Consider the following 15,096-nt stretch of genomic DNA (forward strand, 5'->3'; position numbering starts at 1 on the left):
AGCCCCAAACCTCAATCAGCATCGCAGCCAATTCGGAAACACATGAGCGAAAGTCGTCGTCGCCAGCAGCGCCGCCGCCCTCGTTCAGTGAGGCGCTTATACGGCTACCAACCTTTCTAAGTCAACACGCACATCAAAAGTTTTTTGACAGTTTTATAACAGTCTGTTTTTATTGAAGGAATTTCAGATGAGGAGGTTGTGGATCAGCGACCGTGCCGAACGGCGAACCGCCGATCTTTATCAAACGGTCAAAAAACCCGGTGAAACTGCGCTCCAGCGGTCAATTTCGCGACCGGATCACCCGCAAGAGCGCGCGCAAGGCTCACGGCAAGGCTTGGGAATCGGCTTCAATGGTATAGCGAGGGCCCAAAATGCTTGCGTGACGGCTTCGAATGGCTAGTTTCGCCGATCACAGAGCTGCCTTACCTATATAGAGAGGACATAAGCAGGCGTGATCGATATGCGTGTTCTGCCGGAGCTTCCGGTTTCCCATGTTTTGCCGCAGATAGGCGCCGCCTTGACGACAGGGCGGCGGGCGGTTCTTTCGGCGCCACCCGGCGCCGGCAAGACAACGCTGGTGCCACTTTATCTGCTCGATCAGGACTGGCGCCACGACGGCCGTATCATTCTGCTCGAACCACGGCGGCTGGCGGCACGCGCGGCGGCGGGCCGGATGGCGTCGCTGCTGAACGAAGCCGTCGGCGAGACAGTCGGTTATCGGATGCGACTGGATACCCGGATCTCGGCGAAGACAAGGATCGAAGTGGTGACCGAGGGCGTGTTCGCGCGGATGATCCTCGACGATCCGGAACTGTCGGGCGTGTCTCTCGTGATCTTCGACGAGTTTCACGAGCGGTCGCTGGATGCCGATTTCGGCCTGGCGCTGGCGCTCGACGTGCAATCGGCGCTGCGCGAGGATCTCCGCATCCTGGTGATGTCGGCGACATTGGATGTGGCCGGCGTGGCCGAGCTGCTCGACCATCCGCCGGTGATCGAGAGCATGGGGCGCGGTTTTCCGATCGACATCCGCTATCAGGACCGGCCGGGCGGTGAGCGGATCGAAGATAGCGTGACGCGGGCTGTGGTCGAAGCGCATAGAACAGAGAGCGGATCGATCCTGGCCTTCCTGCCCGGACAGGCGGAGATCACCCGGACGGCCGAGCGGCTGCAGGGCCGGTTCGGCAGCGAGACGCTGATTGCACCGCTCTACGGCAATCTCAGCCAGAGGGAACAGGATGCGGCGATCAAGCCGGCGGCATCGGGCACGCGCAAGATCGTCCTGGCGACATCGATCGCCGAGACCTCCATTACCATCGATGGCGTCCGCATCGTGATCGACAGCGGCCTACAGCGGCTGCCGGTGTTCGAGGCATCGACCGGCATTACCCGGCTGGAAACGGTGCGGGTATCGCGGGCTTCTGCCGACCAGCGGGCCGGGCGCGCCGGGCGAACGGAGCCGGGAATTGCCATCCGGCTGTGGCACCAAGGGCAGACGGCGGCGATGCCGGCGTTTACACCGCCGCAGATTCTATCGACCGATCTCTCCGGCCTGGTGCTCGATCTCGCGCATTGGGGCGTGCAAGATCCTCGCACGCTCGGCTTCATGGACCAGCCGCCGGAGACCACACTTGGCGAGGCGCGGGCGCTGCTGCGCCAGCTTGGCGCGCTCGACGCCCAAGGCGCGCTGACGCCGCGCGGCAAGGTGATGCGCGACATGGCCCTGCCGCCGCGGCTGGCGGCGATGGTGATTTCATCAGGCGAGACCGGTCATGCCAGGGATGCGGCGATGGTGGCTGTACTGCTGACGGAGCAGGGCCTGGGTGGAACCAGCATCGATCTCGAGGATCGGCTGCGGCGGTTCAAAGCGGAGCGTGGCGAGCGGGCCGAAGCGGCGCGGCAGCTGGCGGGACGACTGGCGAAGGGGATGGATCTCGCGAAAGCAAGTGAGCCGAGCCTGGCCGGCCGGCTGCTGATCCATGCTTTTCCCGATCGTATCGCGCTGCAGCGTGGCGGCCGCGGGCGTTTCGTGATGGCCAATGGACGGGGTGCGGAGATTGTCGAGACGGAGAGGCTGGCGAGCAGTCCGATGCTTGTCATCGCCGATCTGACCGGACGGGCGGCACAAGCGCGCGTGCTGGCCGCGGCCGAGGTGACGCGCAGCGATATCGAGGCGGAGCTGCCGGGCGCCATCCGGAGCGACGACCAGACATTCTTCGACCGGCAGAGTAAGCAGGTGCGGGCGCGGCGGGCGACGCGGCTCGGCGCGATTGTTTTTGACGAGACGCCCCTGCCCCGGCCGGCCGGAGAAGCGGTGACCCGGGCGTTGGCCGAGGGGGTGCAGGAGCTTGGGCTGGAGACGCTGCCTTTTTCCAGGGAGGCCACCCAATTGCGTGAACGCATCGGCTTTATCTTCAGAAGCATTGGCGAACCCTGGCCCGACGTCAGCGACGCGGCGCTCCTGGCGCGGATGGAGGATTGGTTCATTCCCTATCAGGCCGATGCACGCGGGATTTCCGACATCTCTGCGAGCGGTCTCTCGAACGGGCTGATGGCGCTGGTGCCGCATGAGTTGCAGCGCGAGCTGGCGCGGATGGCGCCGACGCATTTCGAGGCGCCGACCGGGCAGCGGCATCCGATCCAGTATGATGGTGAGGAGCCGACACTGACGATCCGGGTGCAGGAGCTGTTCGGGCTGAAGCAGCATCCGGCGATTGCCGGCGGGCGACTATCACTGCTTCTTGAACTGACATCGCCGGCGCACCGGCCGATCCAGACGACACGCGATCTTCCGGGCTTCTGGGCCGGGTCGTGGAAGGATGTGCGGGCCGATATGCGCGGGCGCTATCCCCGGCATCCCTGGCCCGAGCGGCCGGACGAGGCTCTGCCGACGACAAGGGTCAAGCCGCGTGGTACATGAGCCGCAAAGCCGTTCAGGAAAGCAGACATGGTCGATAATGTGGAAAGCATGCCGGAAGAAGACAGACATAGCAGCCGCCGGCTGAGGCTGGAAACACTGGTGCGGCTTCGCTGGCTTGCCGTCTGCGGGCAGACGGCGACGGTGCTGATCGTTGCCTTCTGGCTGAAGTTTCCGCTGCCTTTGTCTGCCAGCATGGCGCTGATTGCAGCGCTTGCGGTGGTCAATTTCCTTCTGATGATCCGCTACCCGCCGACGCACCGCATCGATCCGGTGGCGGCCTTCGTGCTGCTCGGCTTCGATCTGCTACAGCTCTGCGCTCTGCTGTTCATCACCGGCGGATTGGCCAATCCGTTTGCGGTGCTGGTCTGCGTTCCTGTGATCATTTCGTTTGCATCGCAGCCGATCCGCTACAGCATGCCGCTGATCGTGGTGGCGTTGATCTGCATCACCATTCTTGCCTTCTCTCCATTTCCGCTTCCCTGGTTCGGCGGCGCCGAGATCAATGTTCACAGCGTCATGCAGTTCGGCATGTGGTGCTCGATCGCATCGACCATGACCTTTGCGGCCTTCTATGCCTACCGCGTCTCGATGGAGGCGAGCCAGCTGGCAGGGGCGCTGGCGGCAACCGAACTCGTGCTGCAGCGGGAAAAGCATCTTTCGCAACTGGATGGTCTGGCAGCGGCGGCCGCCCATGAGCTTGGGACACCGCTTGCCACCATCAGCGTCGTTGCCAAGGAGATGGAGCGGGAGCTGAAGGAGGACGATCGTTTCCGCGAAGACGTGATGCTGTTGCGCAGCCAGAGCGAGCGATGCCGCGATATCCTGCGTCGACTGACGACGCTGTCGGCCGAGGGAGACGCGCATCTGCGGCGGCTGCCTCTGTCTTCGATGATGGAGGAGATCGTTGCGCCGCATCGCGAGTTCGGCATCAAGCTCAACCTGATCGAGAAGGACCCACGCAAGGGCGAGCCGGTCACCGACCGCAATGCCGGGATGATGTATGGCCTCGGCAACCTGGTCGAAAACGCCGTGGACTACGCGCGCAAAGATGTAACGGTGACCGTCGAGCACAATCAGGAACGGGTTCTGATTGTCATCGAAGATGACGGCGAGGGTTACTCGCCCGACATCCTGATGCGGATCGGCGAGCCTTACGTGACCAAGCGGCAGAAGGAGGACCGGGCCGGCGGGTTGGGGCTCGGGCTGTTCATTGCCAAGACGCTGCTGGAACGCTCCGGCGCAGTCCTGACCTTCGAAAACCGCGCGCCGGAAAGCGCCGGAGCCCGCGTTCGCGTCGAATGGCCGCGCATGCTGATCGATGCGCATTCGACAAAATGAACAGATCGGATTAATGAAAACGCCATGCAATCGGCCTATGTCAGGCTGACAGCGCCAGGATTGAACAGATGAGCGAGCAGATAAACGACCCTTCTTCAGCCAACGAGGATCACATCGGTCCCGATGCGAGCCTGCTGATCGTCGATGACGACGGTCCGTTTCTGCGCCGACTGGCGCGGGCCATGGAAACGCGCGGCTTTCAGGTGGAGACAGCCGAATCGGTTGCCGAAGGGGTCGCCAAGTCGAAAAGCAATCCGCCGAAATATGCCGTGGTCGATCTGCGGCTCGGCGACGGCAACGGGCTCGACGTGATCGAGGCGATCCGCCAGAAGCGCGACGATACCCGCATCATCGTCCTGACGGGATATGGAAACATCGCCACCGCCGTGACCGCCGTGAAGCTCGGTGCGGTCGATTATCTGGCAAAGCCGGCAGACGCCGACGACGTCTATGCGGCGTTGACGCAGCGCGTCGGCGAGAAGGCCGGCCTGCCTGACAATCCGATGTCGGCCGACCGGGTGCGGTGGGAGCATATCCAGCGCGTTTACGAGATTTGCGAGCGCAATGTCTCGGAGACAGCGCGCCGGCTCAACATGCACCGCAGGACTCTTCAGCGGATTCTTGCCAAGCGCGCGCCGAAGTAAAGCTTACGCCTCGTCGGTCCCGAACGGCTTGCCGTTGGCCCACTCGGCCGCCAACAGGCGCTGGGCGGCGGTGCGCGAGAAATTCAGCGTGACGGATTTGCGGGTGGCGGGCGCCAGACGATGCTCCGGCGCTTCGCGGATCATGTGGGCGCCGTAGCCATCCGATAGGAACAATCCGCATTCCTCTGGGAAGATGTCGAGCGGGACGTCCTTGTGGGTGGCGAAGAACAGACGATCGCAATGCAGGCGGTAGTCCGGCCACTTGCGATCGACCTTGAAGTCTTCGATCGAGGTCTTGATCTCGATGATCCAGATCTCGCCGCGTTCCGAAATGGTGATGAGATCGGCGCGACGGCCGCTGGCCAAGGACAATTCCGGCAGCACGGCGTGGCGCATGTCATGCAGCAGGATCTGAGTGCCGCGGCGCACGAGCATCGCCCTGTCCGATTGCCGGCCATCTATTAACGGATTGTTATTGTAAATACTCAAAATCGTCATGGATAAGCTGGGGTCCAGTGCCTGCGTTGTTGCAAAAAAGCCATGCGGTTCTAGTTTGCCGTTGCGTATTGGCTTCGCTGCACTGCAACAGCTTGCAAAGGCGAAGTTAATCGAAAATAAACCATACTCAAAGATGGTTCAGAAGAACGATTCTCCCTTGCCCCATTTCTTAAGAGACATCCATGCGCATCCGTAATGCACTTCCTGTATTCGGCCTGATGGCGACACTCGCACTGGCCGGCTGCTCCACGACTTCCGAAAGCGCTTCTGTCGAAGACAAGACCGCCGCTCCAGGGCCGATCGTCCAGACCGCACAAATTTTCGACGACGCCTATGGCGTTACGTCGGATTCGGGATACTCGCTTCCGGCGATCCCGATCCAGAAGGTCAAGCCGCAGTTCCATCGCCAGGTTGTCTCCTACGAAACCACGGAACGCCCGGGCACGATCATCGTGAATACCCGCGAGCGCTTCCTTTACTACATCATGCCCGGCGGCAAGGCGATGCGCTACGGTATCGGCGTTGGCAAGCAGGGCTTCGCATGGGCCGGCACGGCTTACGTTGCCTGGAAGCAGGAATGGCCGAACTGGCACCCCCCGAAGGAAATGGCTGTTCGCCGTCCTGAAATCGCCAAGTACGTCGAAGACGGCATGGGCCCAGGCCTGAGCAACCCGCTCGGTGCGCGCGCCATGTACCTCTTCAACGAAGACGGCAAGGACACGTTGTTCCGCCTGCACGGCACGCCGGAATGGGCTTCGATCGGTACCGCCGCTTCATCCGGCTGCATCCGCCTGATCAACCAGGACGTCATCGACCTCTACAGCCGCGTCCGCCCGGGCAAGACGACCTCCAAGGTCATCGTTATCCAATAAGTTTCTGCTATCCAGCAAGCTGGACCTGAAATTCGGTATTAAAAAGGCCGCCGGAACGTTCGTTTCGGCGGCCTTTTGGTTTCTACAGTCTTGACGATCAGGCGGCTTGGGCTGCCTTCAGCTGCAGACGGCGGCGGTGCAGGACCGGCTCGGTGTAGCCGTTCGGCTGCGCCCTGCCCTTCAACACCAGTTCCAGCGCCGCCTGGAAGGCGATCGAGCCGTCGAAATCCGCTGCCATCGGCTGATAGAGCTTATCACCTGCGTTTTGCTGATCGACGACGGCTGCCATGCGCTTCATCGTCTCGACGATCTGCGCTTCGCTGACCACCTTGTGGTGCAGCCAGTTGGCCATGTGCTGGGCGGAAATGCGCAGCGTTGCGCGGTCTTCCATCAGGCCGACATTGTTGATGTCGGGCACCTTTGAGCAACCGACGCCCTGATCGACCCAGCGAACGACGTAGCCGAGGATGCCCTGCGCATTGTTGTCGAGCTCGCGCTGGACCTCTTCCGGTGTCCAGTTCGGCCGGACGGCGACCGGGACCGAGAGGATATCGCTGAGCTTGGCGCGCGGACGATCCTTCAAGCCCTGCTGGACACGAGCAACGTTGACCTTGTGATAGTGGGTGGCGTGCAGGGTGGCAGCCGTCGGCGACGGCACCCAGGCGGTGTTTGCACCTGCCTTCGGATGGGCGATCTTCTGTTCGAGCATGGCCGCCATCAGATCCGGCATGGCCCACATGCCCTTGCCGATCTGCGCATGGCCGGAGAGGCCGCATTCCAGGCCGATATCGACGTTCCAGTTTTCGTAGGCGGCGATCCACGAGGCCTGCTTCATGTCGCCCTTGCGGATCATCGGGCCGGCTTCCATCGAGGTGTGCATCTCGTCACCGGTGCGATCGAGGAAGCCGGTGTTGATGAAGACGACGCGCTCGCGGGCGGCGCGAATGCATTCCTTGAGATTGACGGTGGTGCGGCGCTCCTCGTCCATGATGCCCATCTTGATGGTGGTACGGGCCATGCCAAGCGCATCCTCGACGCGCGAGAAGATCTCGACGGCGAAGGCGACTTCCTCAGGCCCGTGCATCTTCGGCTTGACGACGTAGACCGAGCCGGCGCGCGAATTCTTGCGGCGACCGTTCGGCCCGATATCGTAGAGCGCGATCAACCCGGTGATCATCGCGTCCATGATGCCCTCAGGCACTTCGTTGCCGTCGCGATCAAGGATAGCCGGATTCGTCATGAGGTGACCGACATTGCGGATCAGCATCAGCGAGCGGCGATGCACTTCGAAAGGCGCCCCATCCGGGCCGGTATAATCGAGATCCGGATTGAGCTTGCGGATAAAGCTCGCGCCGCCCTTGGCGACTTCTTCCTGAAGATCGCCCTTCATCAGGCCGAGCCAGTTGCGATAAACGTCGGTCTTGTCCTCGGCGTCGACGGCGGCGATCGAATCCTCGCAGTCCATGATCGTGGTGATCGCCGATTCGAGCCAGACGTCGGAGATGTGGGCCGGATCGCTCTTGCCGATCGCCGTGGAGGCATCGACGACGATGTCGATGTGGATGCCGTTGTTCTTCAGCAGGATGTTGGTGGGGGCCGATGCGTCACCTCGATAGCCGGCGAAATGAACGGCGTCCTTCAGCGAGACATGCTCGCCGTCGGTGGAGGTGATTGCCAGCGCACCGTCCTTGACGGCAAAGCCGGCGACGTCCTTCCAGCTCCAATCGGTGAGCGGGACGGCCGAATCAAGAAAATCGCGGACCCAGGCGATGACCTTTTCGCCGCGCTTCGGATTGTAGCTCTTGCCCTTTTCGGCGCCATCGCTCTCGGCAATCGCATCGGTTCCGTAGAGCGCATCATAAAGCGAACCCCAGCGGGCATTGGCGGCATTCAGCGCATAGCGGGCGTTCATGACCGGGACGACAAGCTGCGGCCCAGCGATGGAGGCGATTTCGGGATCGACGTTGGTGGTCGAGACGTGGAAGTCGGAGCCCTCCGGCAGAATGTAGCCGATTTCGCGCAGGAAAGCCTGATAGGCTTCCATATCGCTCGGGGCGCCGTGCTGCCGGTACCAGTCGTCAATGCGCATCTGCAGCGCGTCGCGCTTGGCCAGCAGTTCGCGGTTCTTCGGTGCCAGATCGTGGACGATGGCCGAGAAGTCTGCGAAGAACTTGTCCGTATCGATACCAAGACCGGGCAGTGCCTCCTTGACCAGGAAATCATGAAGGGCGGCTTCGATCGCAAGACCGTTTTTTTCGATGCGGCTCATAAAATATCTCCTCGCGCGGCGGCGGCTGTTTGCATGCTGCCACTTTGACCGGCTTTCATTGATAGTCAATTCTGCAATAGTTCGAAAGATTTATGCCTATTTTGGCAAATTGCGCGGCGTGACCCGCATCGGCAGGCCATTCTGCGGCTGCGTCGTCAGTTTCTGCACCGGCCAGGGGTTGGTCTCCGCGGTCATGTCGAAGCGGAAGCGGTGCATCATCACGGCGAGCGCAATCACCGCTTCCTGCAGCGCGAAGGTGGCGCCGATGCAGACGCGCGGCCCGGCACCGAACGGCAGGAACTGGAATCTGCCGATAGTGCCGCGGTTTTCCGGCAGGAAGCGCTCCGGCATATAGGCACGCGGCTTGTCCCAGTAGAGTTCGTGGCGGTGCAGGGTCCACGGCATAATGAGAACGGTGACGCCGGCTTCGAGCTCTATCGCTTCGCCCTTGGCATTGGTCCAGCGATCGTCGGCAATGGCGGCGCGGTTTATCGAAGGGGCCGGCGGATAGAGCCGCAGGGCTTCCTCGAAGGCAGCGCGAGTATAGGGCATCAGGTCGAGCCATTTCACCGGCTCGGCGCCTGAGGCCAGCACGCCGTCGATCTCCTCTTCCATCGCGTCACGGAAATGCGGGGTGTTGGCGACGCAATAGAGCGTCCAGGCCAGTGCCCGCGCCGTGGTTTCGTGGCCGGCGCCGATGAAGGTGAGGATGTTGTCTTCGATTTCGGCGTTGGTGAGGCCGCCGCTTGCCGCCTGATCGAGCAGCAGGGTCAGAAAATCTTCGGGCGTCGCGGCACGATCGGCCTGCATGCGCCAAAGGCGGGCATCCATGGTTTCGCGGACAATGGTGCGGAATTTCTCCAGCACCTTCTTGCCGCCGATACGGGTGACGCGCGGGACCCAGGACGGCGCGCGGAGCAAATCCATCGGATCGACGCGGCCCATGCGATGCAGCAGCGCGTTGACGTCGTCGGCGAAGCTGTCGGACGAGGTGACGATTTCGCCGGAGAACAGCGTATCGGCGAGGATGGCGAAGGTGAGTTCGGCCATGTCGCTGGCGATCTCGAAGGTCTGGCCATCGCTGCCTGATGTTTCGTATTTGCGCACATATTCCTCGGACTGGCGCAGCATCTGGCCGGCAAAACCGTTGGCGTGGCGCGGCGTGAAGACGGGTGCGACGGCCTTGCGCGATCGCTTCCAGACTTCACCCTCGGCGGTCAGCAATCCATCGCGCAGGATCGGGCGCAGGATCAGCTGGCGGATATCGGACATGCGGTAATTGGCGGCGTTGTCGACGAGGACGTGCTTGATCAGCCCGGGATCGTTGACGATGATCGTGCTTTCGCGAAAGAACCGCGTCTTGATCCAGGGAAGCGTATAGGACGGTTCGCCCCATAGCTCGAGCGGATTGCGCAGGATGGTGCGGATGATTTCAAGCCGGCTCGGCGGCACGGTGCGCGGAACGGGCGCTGGCGGAAAAAACGGATCTGGACGCATGTCCATCGGATGCAAGCCTTTCGCGGAAGAGTGGCGCCTTCCCCGGCAAGGCTAGAGTTAGAGCAGGCGCTCCAGATCGTCCAGCTTGTCGTTGATCAACCATCCGTAATAGTTCTCTTCCGGCCAGGTGGTCTCACCTGACGCCCGGTTCTTGGCGGCGAGCGCTGCGGCGCGCTGGCGGGAATTGCCGAGATTGTAGAGCGTTGCCGTCAGGCCGGGATTGTTGGAAATGTCCATGCCGGCAATCTGCTTGTAGTCGTCGATCGAGCGGCGAACGGCCGCGGCGACGAAGGCCAGCGAAATGTCCGGCTGCATGATCGCCTTGTAGACGCTGCCGGCATCCTTTTCGTCGAGCTTGTCATAGCCTGAGACCTTGCTGACGAGGTCAGACAGCATCAGCGCGGTCAGCGGATTGATCTGGCCGAGGCCGAATGTCTGGCCGGCATAGAATGGCTGGAAGAACACGGCGCTGAAGCGATTGTTCGGGAAGCTCTTGCCGCCGACGGTCTTGCCGCGGAAATCGCTTTCCCAGACATCCTCGCGGCAGCTCCACAGCGTGTAGGAATCACTCTTGCCGTTGCATCCGGCAAACTGCGGGCGCTTGATGAAATCATCGACGTCCTCGCCATCATAGGCGAAGCGGAAGCTCTGGCCGGCGTAGGACGCGGCCTTGACGTAGTAAGACTGCAGGCGGTCGTAGGCATCGACATTGTAGGTGTGCTCGCCGACGATGGCGCCGACCACATGGATCGGGTCGATGCCGTAGGCGGCCGAGATCTTCTTGATCTTGCCCATCAGTTCGTGGTCGGTGGCGAGTAGCTCGTGGACCTTGTCGTATTTGCGATCAAACGTCGTCTTGGTGCCCTTGGTGCGGCGCACCGATGCGCCAGGAACGTTCGGCTGTTCGACATTGCGATTGCCTGCGGGCACGACCTGCATGGAAAATGCGGGTCCTGCGGTGAACAGCGTGGCGACAATCAGAAGGCTTGGCAAAAGGCTTGTCAGAAGGCGTCGCACGATCAGTGTTCCCATCATTCCCGGCATGGCCGGCATTTCCAGCATGGCAATCAGGCGCGCTGACTGGACTACAATCTTGGCCGAATAATGCTGGCGCGCATAACAAAACGGGCCCTTCACTAAAAAGTAAAAGGCCCGTTGTCGAGAGTTTAAGCTGTCAAAGTTTCGGCATCACCGGAGTAAAGACCAAGACCGGTGCTTGCGATCACAGGATGAAGCGCGACAGATCGGTGTTCTGGGCGAGATCGCCAACATGCTTGCGGACATATTCGGCGTCGATGGTGACGGCCGTGCCGCCGCGATCCGGGGCGTTGAACGAAATTTCGTCGAGCACACGCTCCATCACCGTCTGCAGGCGGCGGGCGCCGATGTTTTCGACCGACGAGTTCAGGTGAACGGCAACATCGGCAAGAGCATCGAGCGCATCATCGGTGAATTCGAGGTTCAGGCCCTCGGTCTGCATCAGCGCGATATACTGGCGGATCAGGCTGGCCTCGGTTTCCGTCAGGATGCGGCGGAAATCTTCCTTGGTCAGCGGACGCAGCTCGACACGGATCGGCAGGCGGCCCTGCAATTCCGGCAGCAGGTCCGACGGCTTGGACACGTGGAAGGCGCCAGACGCGATGAAGAGGACGTGATCGGTCTTGACAGGGCCGTACTTGGTCGAGACCGTCGTGCCTTCGACCAGCGGCAGCAGATCGCGCTGCACGCCTTCGCGCGACACGCCGGCACCCATGCCGCCATCGCGGGCGGCGATCTTGTCGATCTCGTCGAGAAAGACGATGCCGTCGTTTTCGACCGCACGCACAGCTTCGCGCTGGATGACCTCGTTGTCGATCAGCTTGTCGGACTCATCGCGGATCAGCTCGGCGTAGGAGGCCTTGACTGTCGTGCGCACCTTCTTGGTGCGGCCGCCCATGGCCTTGCCGAACATCTCCGACAGGTTGATCATGCCGACATTGCCACCCTGCATGCCGGGGATGTCGAAGCCGCCCATGCCGCCGGTGTTGGTATCGGCCACTTCGATGTCGATTTCCTTGTCGTCCATCTCGCCGCTGCGCAGCTTCTTGCGGAAACTGTCGCGGGTGGCCGGCGACGCGGTGGCGCCGACCAAAGCATCGAGAACACGTTCCTCGGCGCTCATATGGGCTTTCGCCTCTACTTCGGAGCGCTTCTTTTCACGCGCCAGGCCGATGCCGACTTCGACCAGATCGCGGATGATCTGCTCTACGTCGCGACCGACATAGCCGACTTCGGTGAACTTGGTGGCTTCGACCTTGATGAAGGGTGCGCCGGCGAGCTTGGCGAGGCGACGGGAGATCTCCGTCTTGCCGACGCCGGTCGGGCCGATCATCAGGATGTTCTTGGGCATGACTTCATCGCGCAGATCGGGCTCGAGCTGCTGGCGGCGCCAGCGGTTGCGCAGCGCAATCGCCACGGCGCGCTTGGCCTCATGCTGGCCGATGATGTAGCGGTCGAGCTCGGAAACGATCTCGCGGGGGGAAAATGTGGTCATCTTCTATGTCCCATCAGGGGTGAAATCTGTTCGATAAGGATCAGGCGTCCGCGTCCAGCGTTTCGACCACCAAGTTGTGGTTGGTATAGACGCAGATATCGGCGGCAATATCGAGGGCGCGGCGGGCGATCTCTTCGGCCGACTTGTCGGTGTCCATCAGTGCACGGGCGGCCGCGAAGGCATAGTTGCCGCCGGAGCCGATGGCGATGGCACCATGCTCGGGCTCAAGCACGTCACCATTGCCGGTTATCGCCAGCGTCACCGACTTGTCGGCGACCAGCATCATGGCTTCGAGATTGCGCAGATACTTGTCGGTGCGCCAATCCTTGGCAAGTTCGACGGCGGCGCGCATCAGCTGGCCGGGATATTGCTCAAGCTTCTTTTCCAGACGCTCCAACAGCGTGAAAGCATCAGCCGTGGCGCCAGCGAAGCCGGCAATGACGTCGCCGCCCTTGCCGATGCGGCGCACCTTGCGGGCGTTGCCCTTCATGACGGTCTGGCCGAGGCTGACCTGACCGTCGCCCGCCATGATGACCTTGCCGCCCTTTCGAACTGTAATAATCGTTGTCATCGCATATACCTTTGCCCGCCGGGCGGGCCGTTACCCCGGGTCGTGCATCGACCCTGTTGAGCCCTATGTAAGTTGGCAAGTGCCGATTGCAATTGGCATCGTTTTCTGCAGCCGCGCTTCTGGATATTTCCCGGTACGCCTGATATGGAACCCGCGTATTTCCGGAGGGAGAGCCATATGGCCGAGACCGCAGCAAGCCGCACGGGATCCGTATCCCGCAAGACCAACGAAACTTCGGTATCCGTTTCCGTCAATCTCGACGGCACCGGACAGTCGACGATTTCGACCGGTGTCGGCTTCTTCGACCATATGCTCGACCAGCTGTCGCGTCATTCGCTGATCGACATGGAGATCGAGACCAAGGGTGACCTGCATGTCGACGATCACCATGCGGTCGAAGACACCGGCATCGCCATCGGCCAGGCCATCTCGAAGGCGCTGGGCGATCGCCGTGGCATCACCCGCTACGCCTCGATCGACCTCGCCATGGACGAGACGATGACGAAAGCCGCCGTCGATCTTTCCGGCCGTCCCTTCCTTGTCTGGAACGTCGCCTTCAGCGCGCCGAAGATCGGCACCTTCGACACCGAACTGGTGCGCGAATTCTTCCAGGCGCTTGCCCAGAATGCCGGCATCACCTTGCATATTCTCAACCATTATGGTGCCAACAATCACCATATTGCCGAGACGTGCTTCAAGGCCGTTGCCCGCGCACTGCGCACGGCGACAGAGATCGATCCAAGGCAGGCGGGCCGTGTACCCTCGACGAAGGGCACGCTCGTCTGAGCCCCTTGAGGGAGCTGACGATATGACTTCCAGCTATCTGGTTCTGACCGCTCCCGATGGAGCCGATACCACCCACGAGAAGACACGCTTCATCCGTGACGGCTTTACCGTGCTCGGCTTCCTGTTTCCGTGGATCTGGCTGGCGTCGCATCGGCTCTGGCTGCACGCAATTGCCGCCTTCCTGCTGCAGAGTGTCGGCGGGGCGTTGATGGACCGGTCGGGGCTCTGGCTCGTCGGGGCCGCGATCACCTTCGGCACCAGCCTGCTGGTGGCGCTGGAAGGACAGAATTTCCGCGTTCGCAACCTGGTCTCCAAGGGCTGGGACGAGGATGCGCTTGTCTCGGCTGACTCGCTTGACGGGGCCGAGGACATCTATTTTTCGACAGTACAGACCGATCTGCGTGACGAAAACCCAATGCCCACGCCGCAATGGGACCACACGTCCCGTGGCGATCGCGGCAACGCCACGTCGCTTGGTCTCTTTGGCTTTGATGGAGGACGCTGATGCGCGTCGCAATTATCGACTACGGTTCCGGCAATCTGCGCTCGGCGACGAAGGCGTTTGAACGGGCCGCCCGCGAGGCCGGCATCGACGCGCTGATCGACCTCACCGACAAGGCCGAGGACGTTGCCGCTGCCGACCGCGTGGTGCTGCCGGGCGTTGGTGCCTATGCCGACTGCCGGCGCGGGCTCGATGCCGTTCCCGGGATGACCGAGGTGCTGATCGAGGCGGTGGAGAAGAAGGCGCGGCCTTTCCTCGGCATCTGCGTCGGCATGCAGCTGATGTCGTCGCGTGGTCTGGAGAAGACGACAACCGAAGGCTTCGGCTGGATTCCAGGCGATGTCGTTGAAATGACGCCTGACGATGCCAATCTGAAGATCCCGCAGATCGGCTGGAACACGCTCGACCTCCATAGCCCTCACCCGCTGTTCGACGGCATTCCGACAGGCCCGGACGGGTTGCACGCCTATTTCGTGCATTCCTACCATCTGGCCGCGCAGAACCCCGCCGATATCATCGCGACCACCGGTTACGGCGGACCGCTGACGGCCTTTGTCGGTCGCGACAACATGGCGGGCGCGCAGTTCCATCCGGAGAAGAGCCAGAAGCTCGGCCTCGCCCTGATTGCCAATTTCCTGCGCTGGAAGCCCTGAGCTCGCGCCATCCGAG

At 62.0% G+C, this 15,096-nt stretch carries 14 protein-coding genes; 8 read left to right on the top strand and 6 right to left on the bottom strand.

The window, feature by feature from the left end; genetic code table 11:
- Positions 1–212: 212 nt before the first annotated feature.
- The 4 genes from GVL52_RS12405 (at position 213) to GVL52_RS12420 (ending at position 4,899) form a co-directional block, all read left to right on the top strand.
- Complete coding sequence (locus GVL52_RS12405; RefSeq protein ID WP_160007442.1) at positions 213–359, top strand: hypothetical protein; 147 nt, start codon at positions 213–215, stop codon at positions 357–359.
- Between the two features lie 101 nt (positions 360–460).
- A complete protein-coding gene (gene hrpB, locus GVL52_RS12410; RefSeq protein WP_160007950.1) occupies positions 461–2,917 on the top strand; it encodes an ATP-dependent helicase HrpB in 2,457 nt (818 codons plus the stop codon).
- A gap of 27 nt (positions 2,918–2,944) precedes the next feature.
- Positions 2,945–4,255, top strand: a complete 1,311-nt coding sequence (locus tag GVL52_RS12415; RefSeq protein ID WP_160007444.1) for an ActS/PrrB/RegB family redox-sensitive histidine kinase — start codon at positions 2,945–2,947, stop codon at positions 4,253–4,255.
- Positions 4,256–4,323: 68 nt separating this feature from the next.
- Complete coding sequence (locus GVL52_RS12420) at positions 4,324–4,899, top strand: ActR/PrrA/RegA family redox response regulator transcription factor (protein ID WP_160007446.1); 576 nt, start codon at positions 4,324–4,326, stop codon at positions 4,897–4,899.
- A 3-nt stretch (positions 4,900–4,902) separates the two neighbouring features.
- Here the strand turns inward: GVL52_RS12420 and GVL52_RS12425 are convergent, their stop codons facing one another.
- Positions 4,903–5,397: an MmcB family DNA repair protein gene (locus GVL52_RS12425; RefSeq protein ID WP_160007448.1), complete on the bottom strand. Its 495-nt coding sequence runs from the start codon at positions 5,395–5,397 to the stop codon at positions 4,903–4,905.
- Between the two features lie 182 nt (positions 5,398–5,579).
- Here GVL52_RS12425 and GVL52_RS12430 point away from each other — a divergent pair, with 182 nt between their 5' ends.
- The gene (locus tag GVL52_RS12430) at positions 5,580–6,269 is read left to right on the top strand and encodes a L,D-transpeptidase (protein WP_160007450.1); all 690 of its coding nucleotides are present in this window, start codon (positions 5,580–5,582) and stop codon (positions 6,267–6,269) included.
- A 97-nt stretch (positions 6,270–6,366) separates the two neighbouring features.
- Here GVL52_RS12430 and GVL52_RS12435 read toward each other — a convergent pair whose 3' ends face one another.
- The 5 genes from GVL52_RS12435 to hslV all read right to left on the bottom strand — a co-directional run bounded on the left by GVL52_RS12435 (position 6,367) and on the right by hslV (position 13,139).
- Positions 6,367–8,538: a malate synthase G gene (locus tag GVL52_RS12435; protein WP_160007452.1), complete on the bottom strand. Its 2,172-nt coding sequence runs from the start codon at positions 8,536–8,538 to the stop codon at positions 6,367–6,369.
- A 96-nt stretch (positions 8,539–8,634) separates the two neighbouring features.
- Positions 8,635–10,041: a cytochrome P450 gene (locus tag GVL52_RS12440; protein ID WP_160007454.1), complete on the bottom strand. Its 1,407-nt coding sequence runs from the start codon at positions 10,039–10,041 to the stop codon at positions 8,635–8,637.
- Positions 10,042–10,092: 51 nt separating this feature from the next.
- Positions 10,093–11,052: a DUF1402 family protein gene (locus GVL52_RS12445; RefSeq protein WP_160007952.1), complete on the bottom strand. Its 960-nt coding sequence runs from the start codon at positions 11,050–11,052 to the stop codon at positions 10,093–10,095.
- A gap of 205 nt (positions 11,053–11,257) precedes the next feature.
- Complete coding sequence (gene hslU, locus GVL52_RS12450) at positions 11,258–12,568, bottom strand: ATP-dependent protease ATPase subunit HslU (RefSeq protein ID WP_160007456.1); 1,311 nt, start codon at positions 12,566–12,568, stop codon at positions 11,258–11,260.
- A 40-nt stretch (positions 12,569–12,608) separates the two neighbouring features.
- The gene (hslV, locus tag GVL52_RS12455) at positions 12,609–13,139 is read right to left on the bottom strand and encodes an ATP-dependent protease subunit HslV (protein ID WP_160007458.1); all 531 of its coding nucleotides are present in this window, start codon (positions 13,137–13,139) and stop codon (positions 12,609–12,611) included.
- Between the two features lie 177 nt (positions 13,140–13,316).
- Between hslV and hisB the strand changes: the two genes are divergently transcribed.
- From hisB to hisH, 3 genes are read left to right on the top strand one after another with little or no spacing between them, the layout of a single operon-like run.
- Positions 13,317–13,925, top strand: coding sequence for an imidazoleglycerol-phosphate dehydratase HisB (gene hisB / locus GVL52_RS12460; protein WP_160007460.1), 609 nt, complete (start codon positions 13,317–13,319; stop codon positions 13,923–13,925).
- Between the two features lie 22 nt (positions 13,926–13,947).
- Positions 13,948–14,430: a DUF2628 domain-containing protein gene (locus tag GVL52_RS12465; RefSeq protein ID WP_160007462.1), complete on the top strand. Its 483-nt coding sequence runs from the start codon at positions 13,948–13,950 to the stop codon at positions 14,428–14,430.
- The gene (gene hisH / locus GVL52_RS12470) at positions 14,430–15,080 is read left to right on the top strand and encodes an imidazole glycerol phosphate synthase subunit HisH (protein ID WP_160007464.1); all 651 of its coding nucleotides are present in this window, start codon (positions 14,430–14,432) and stop codon (positions 15,078–15,080) included. The genes GVL52_RS12465 and hisH overlap by 1 nt, the downstream gene beginning before the upstream one ends.
- The last annotated feature ends 16 nt before the right edge of the window (positions 15,081–15,096 follow it).

The sequence above is a fragment of the Rhizobium sp. 18055 genome, from assembly GCF_902706285.1.
Lineage (GTDB): Bacteria > Pseudomonadota > Alphaproteobacteria > Rhizobiales > Rhizobiaceae > Rhizobium.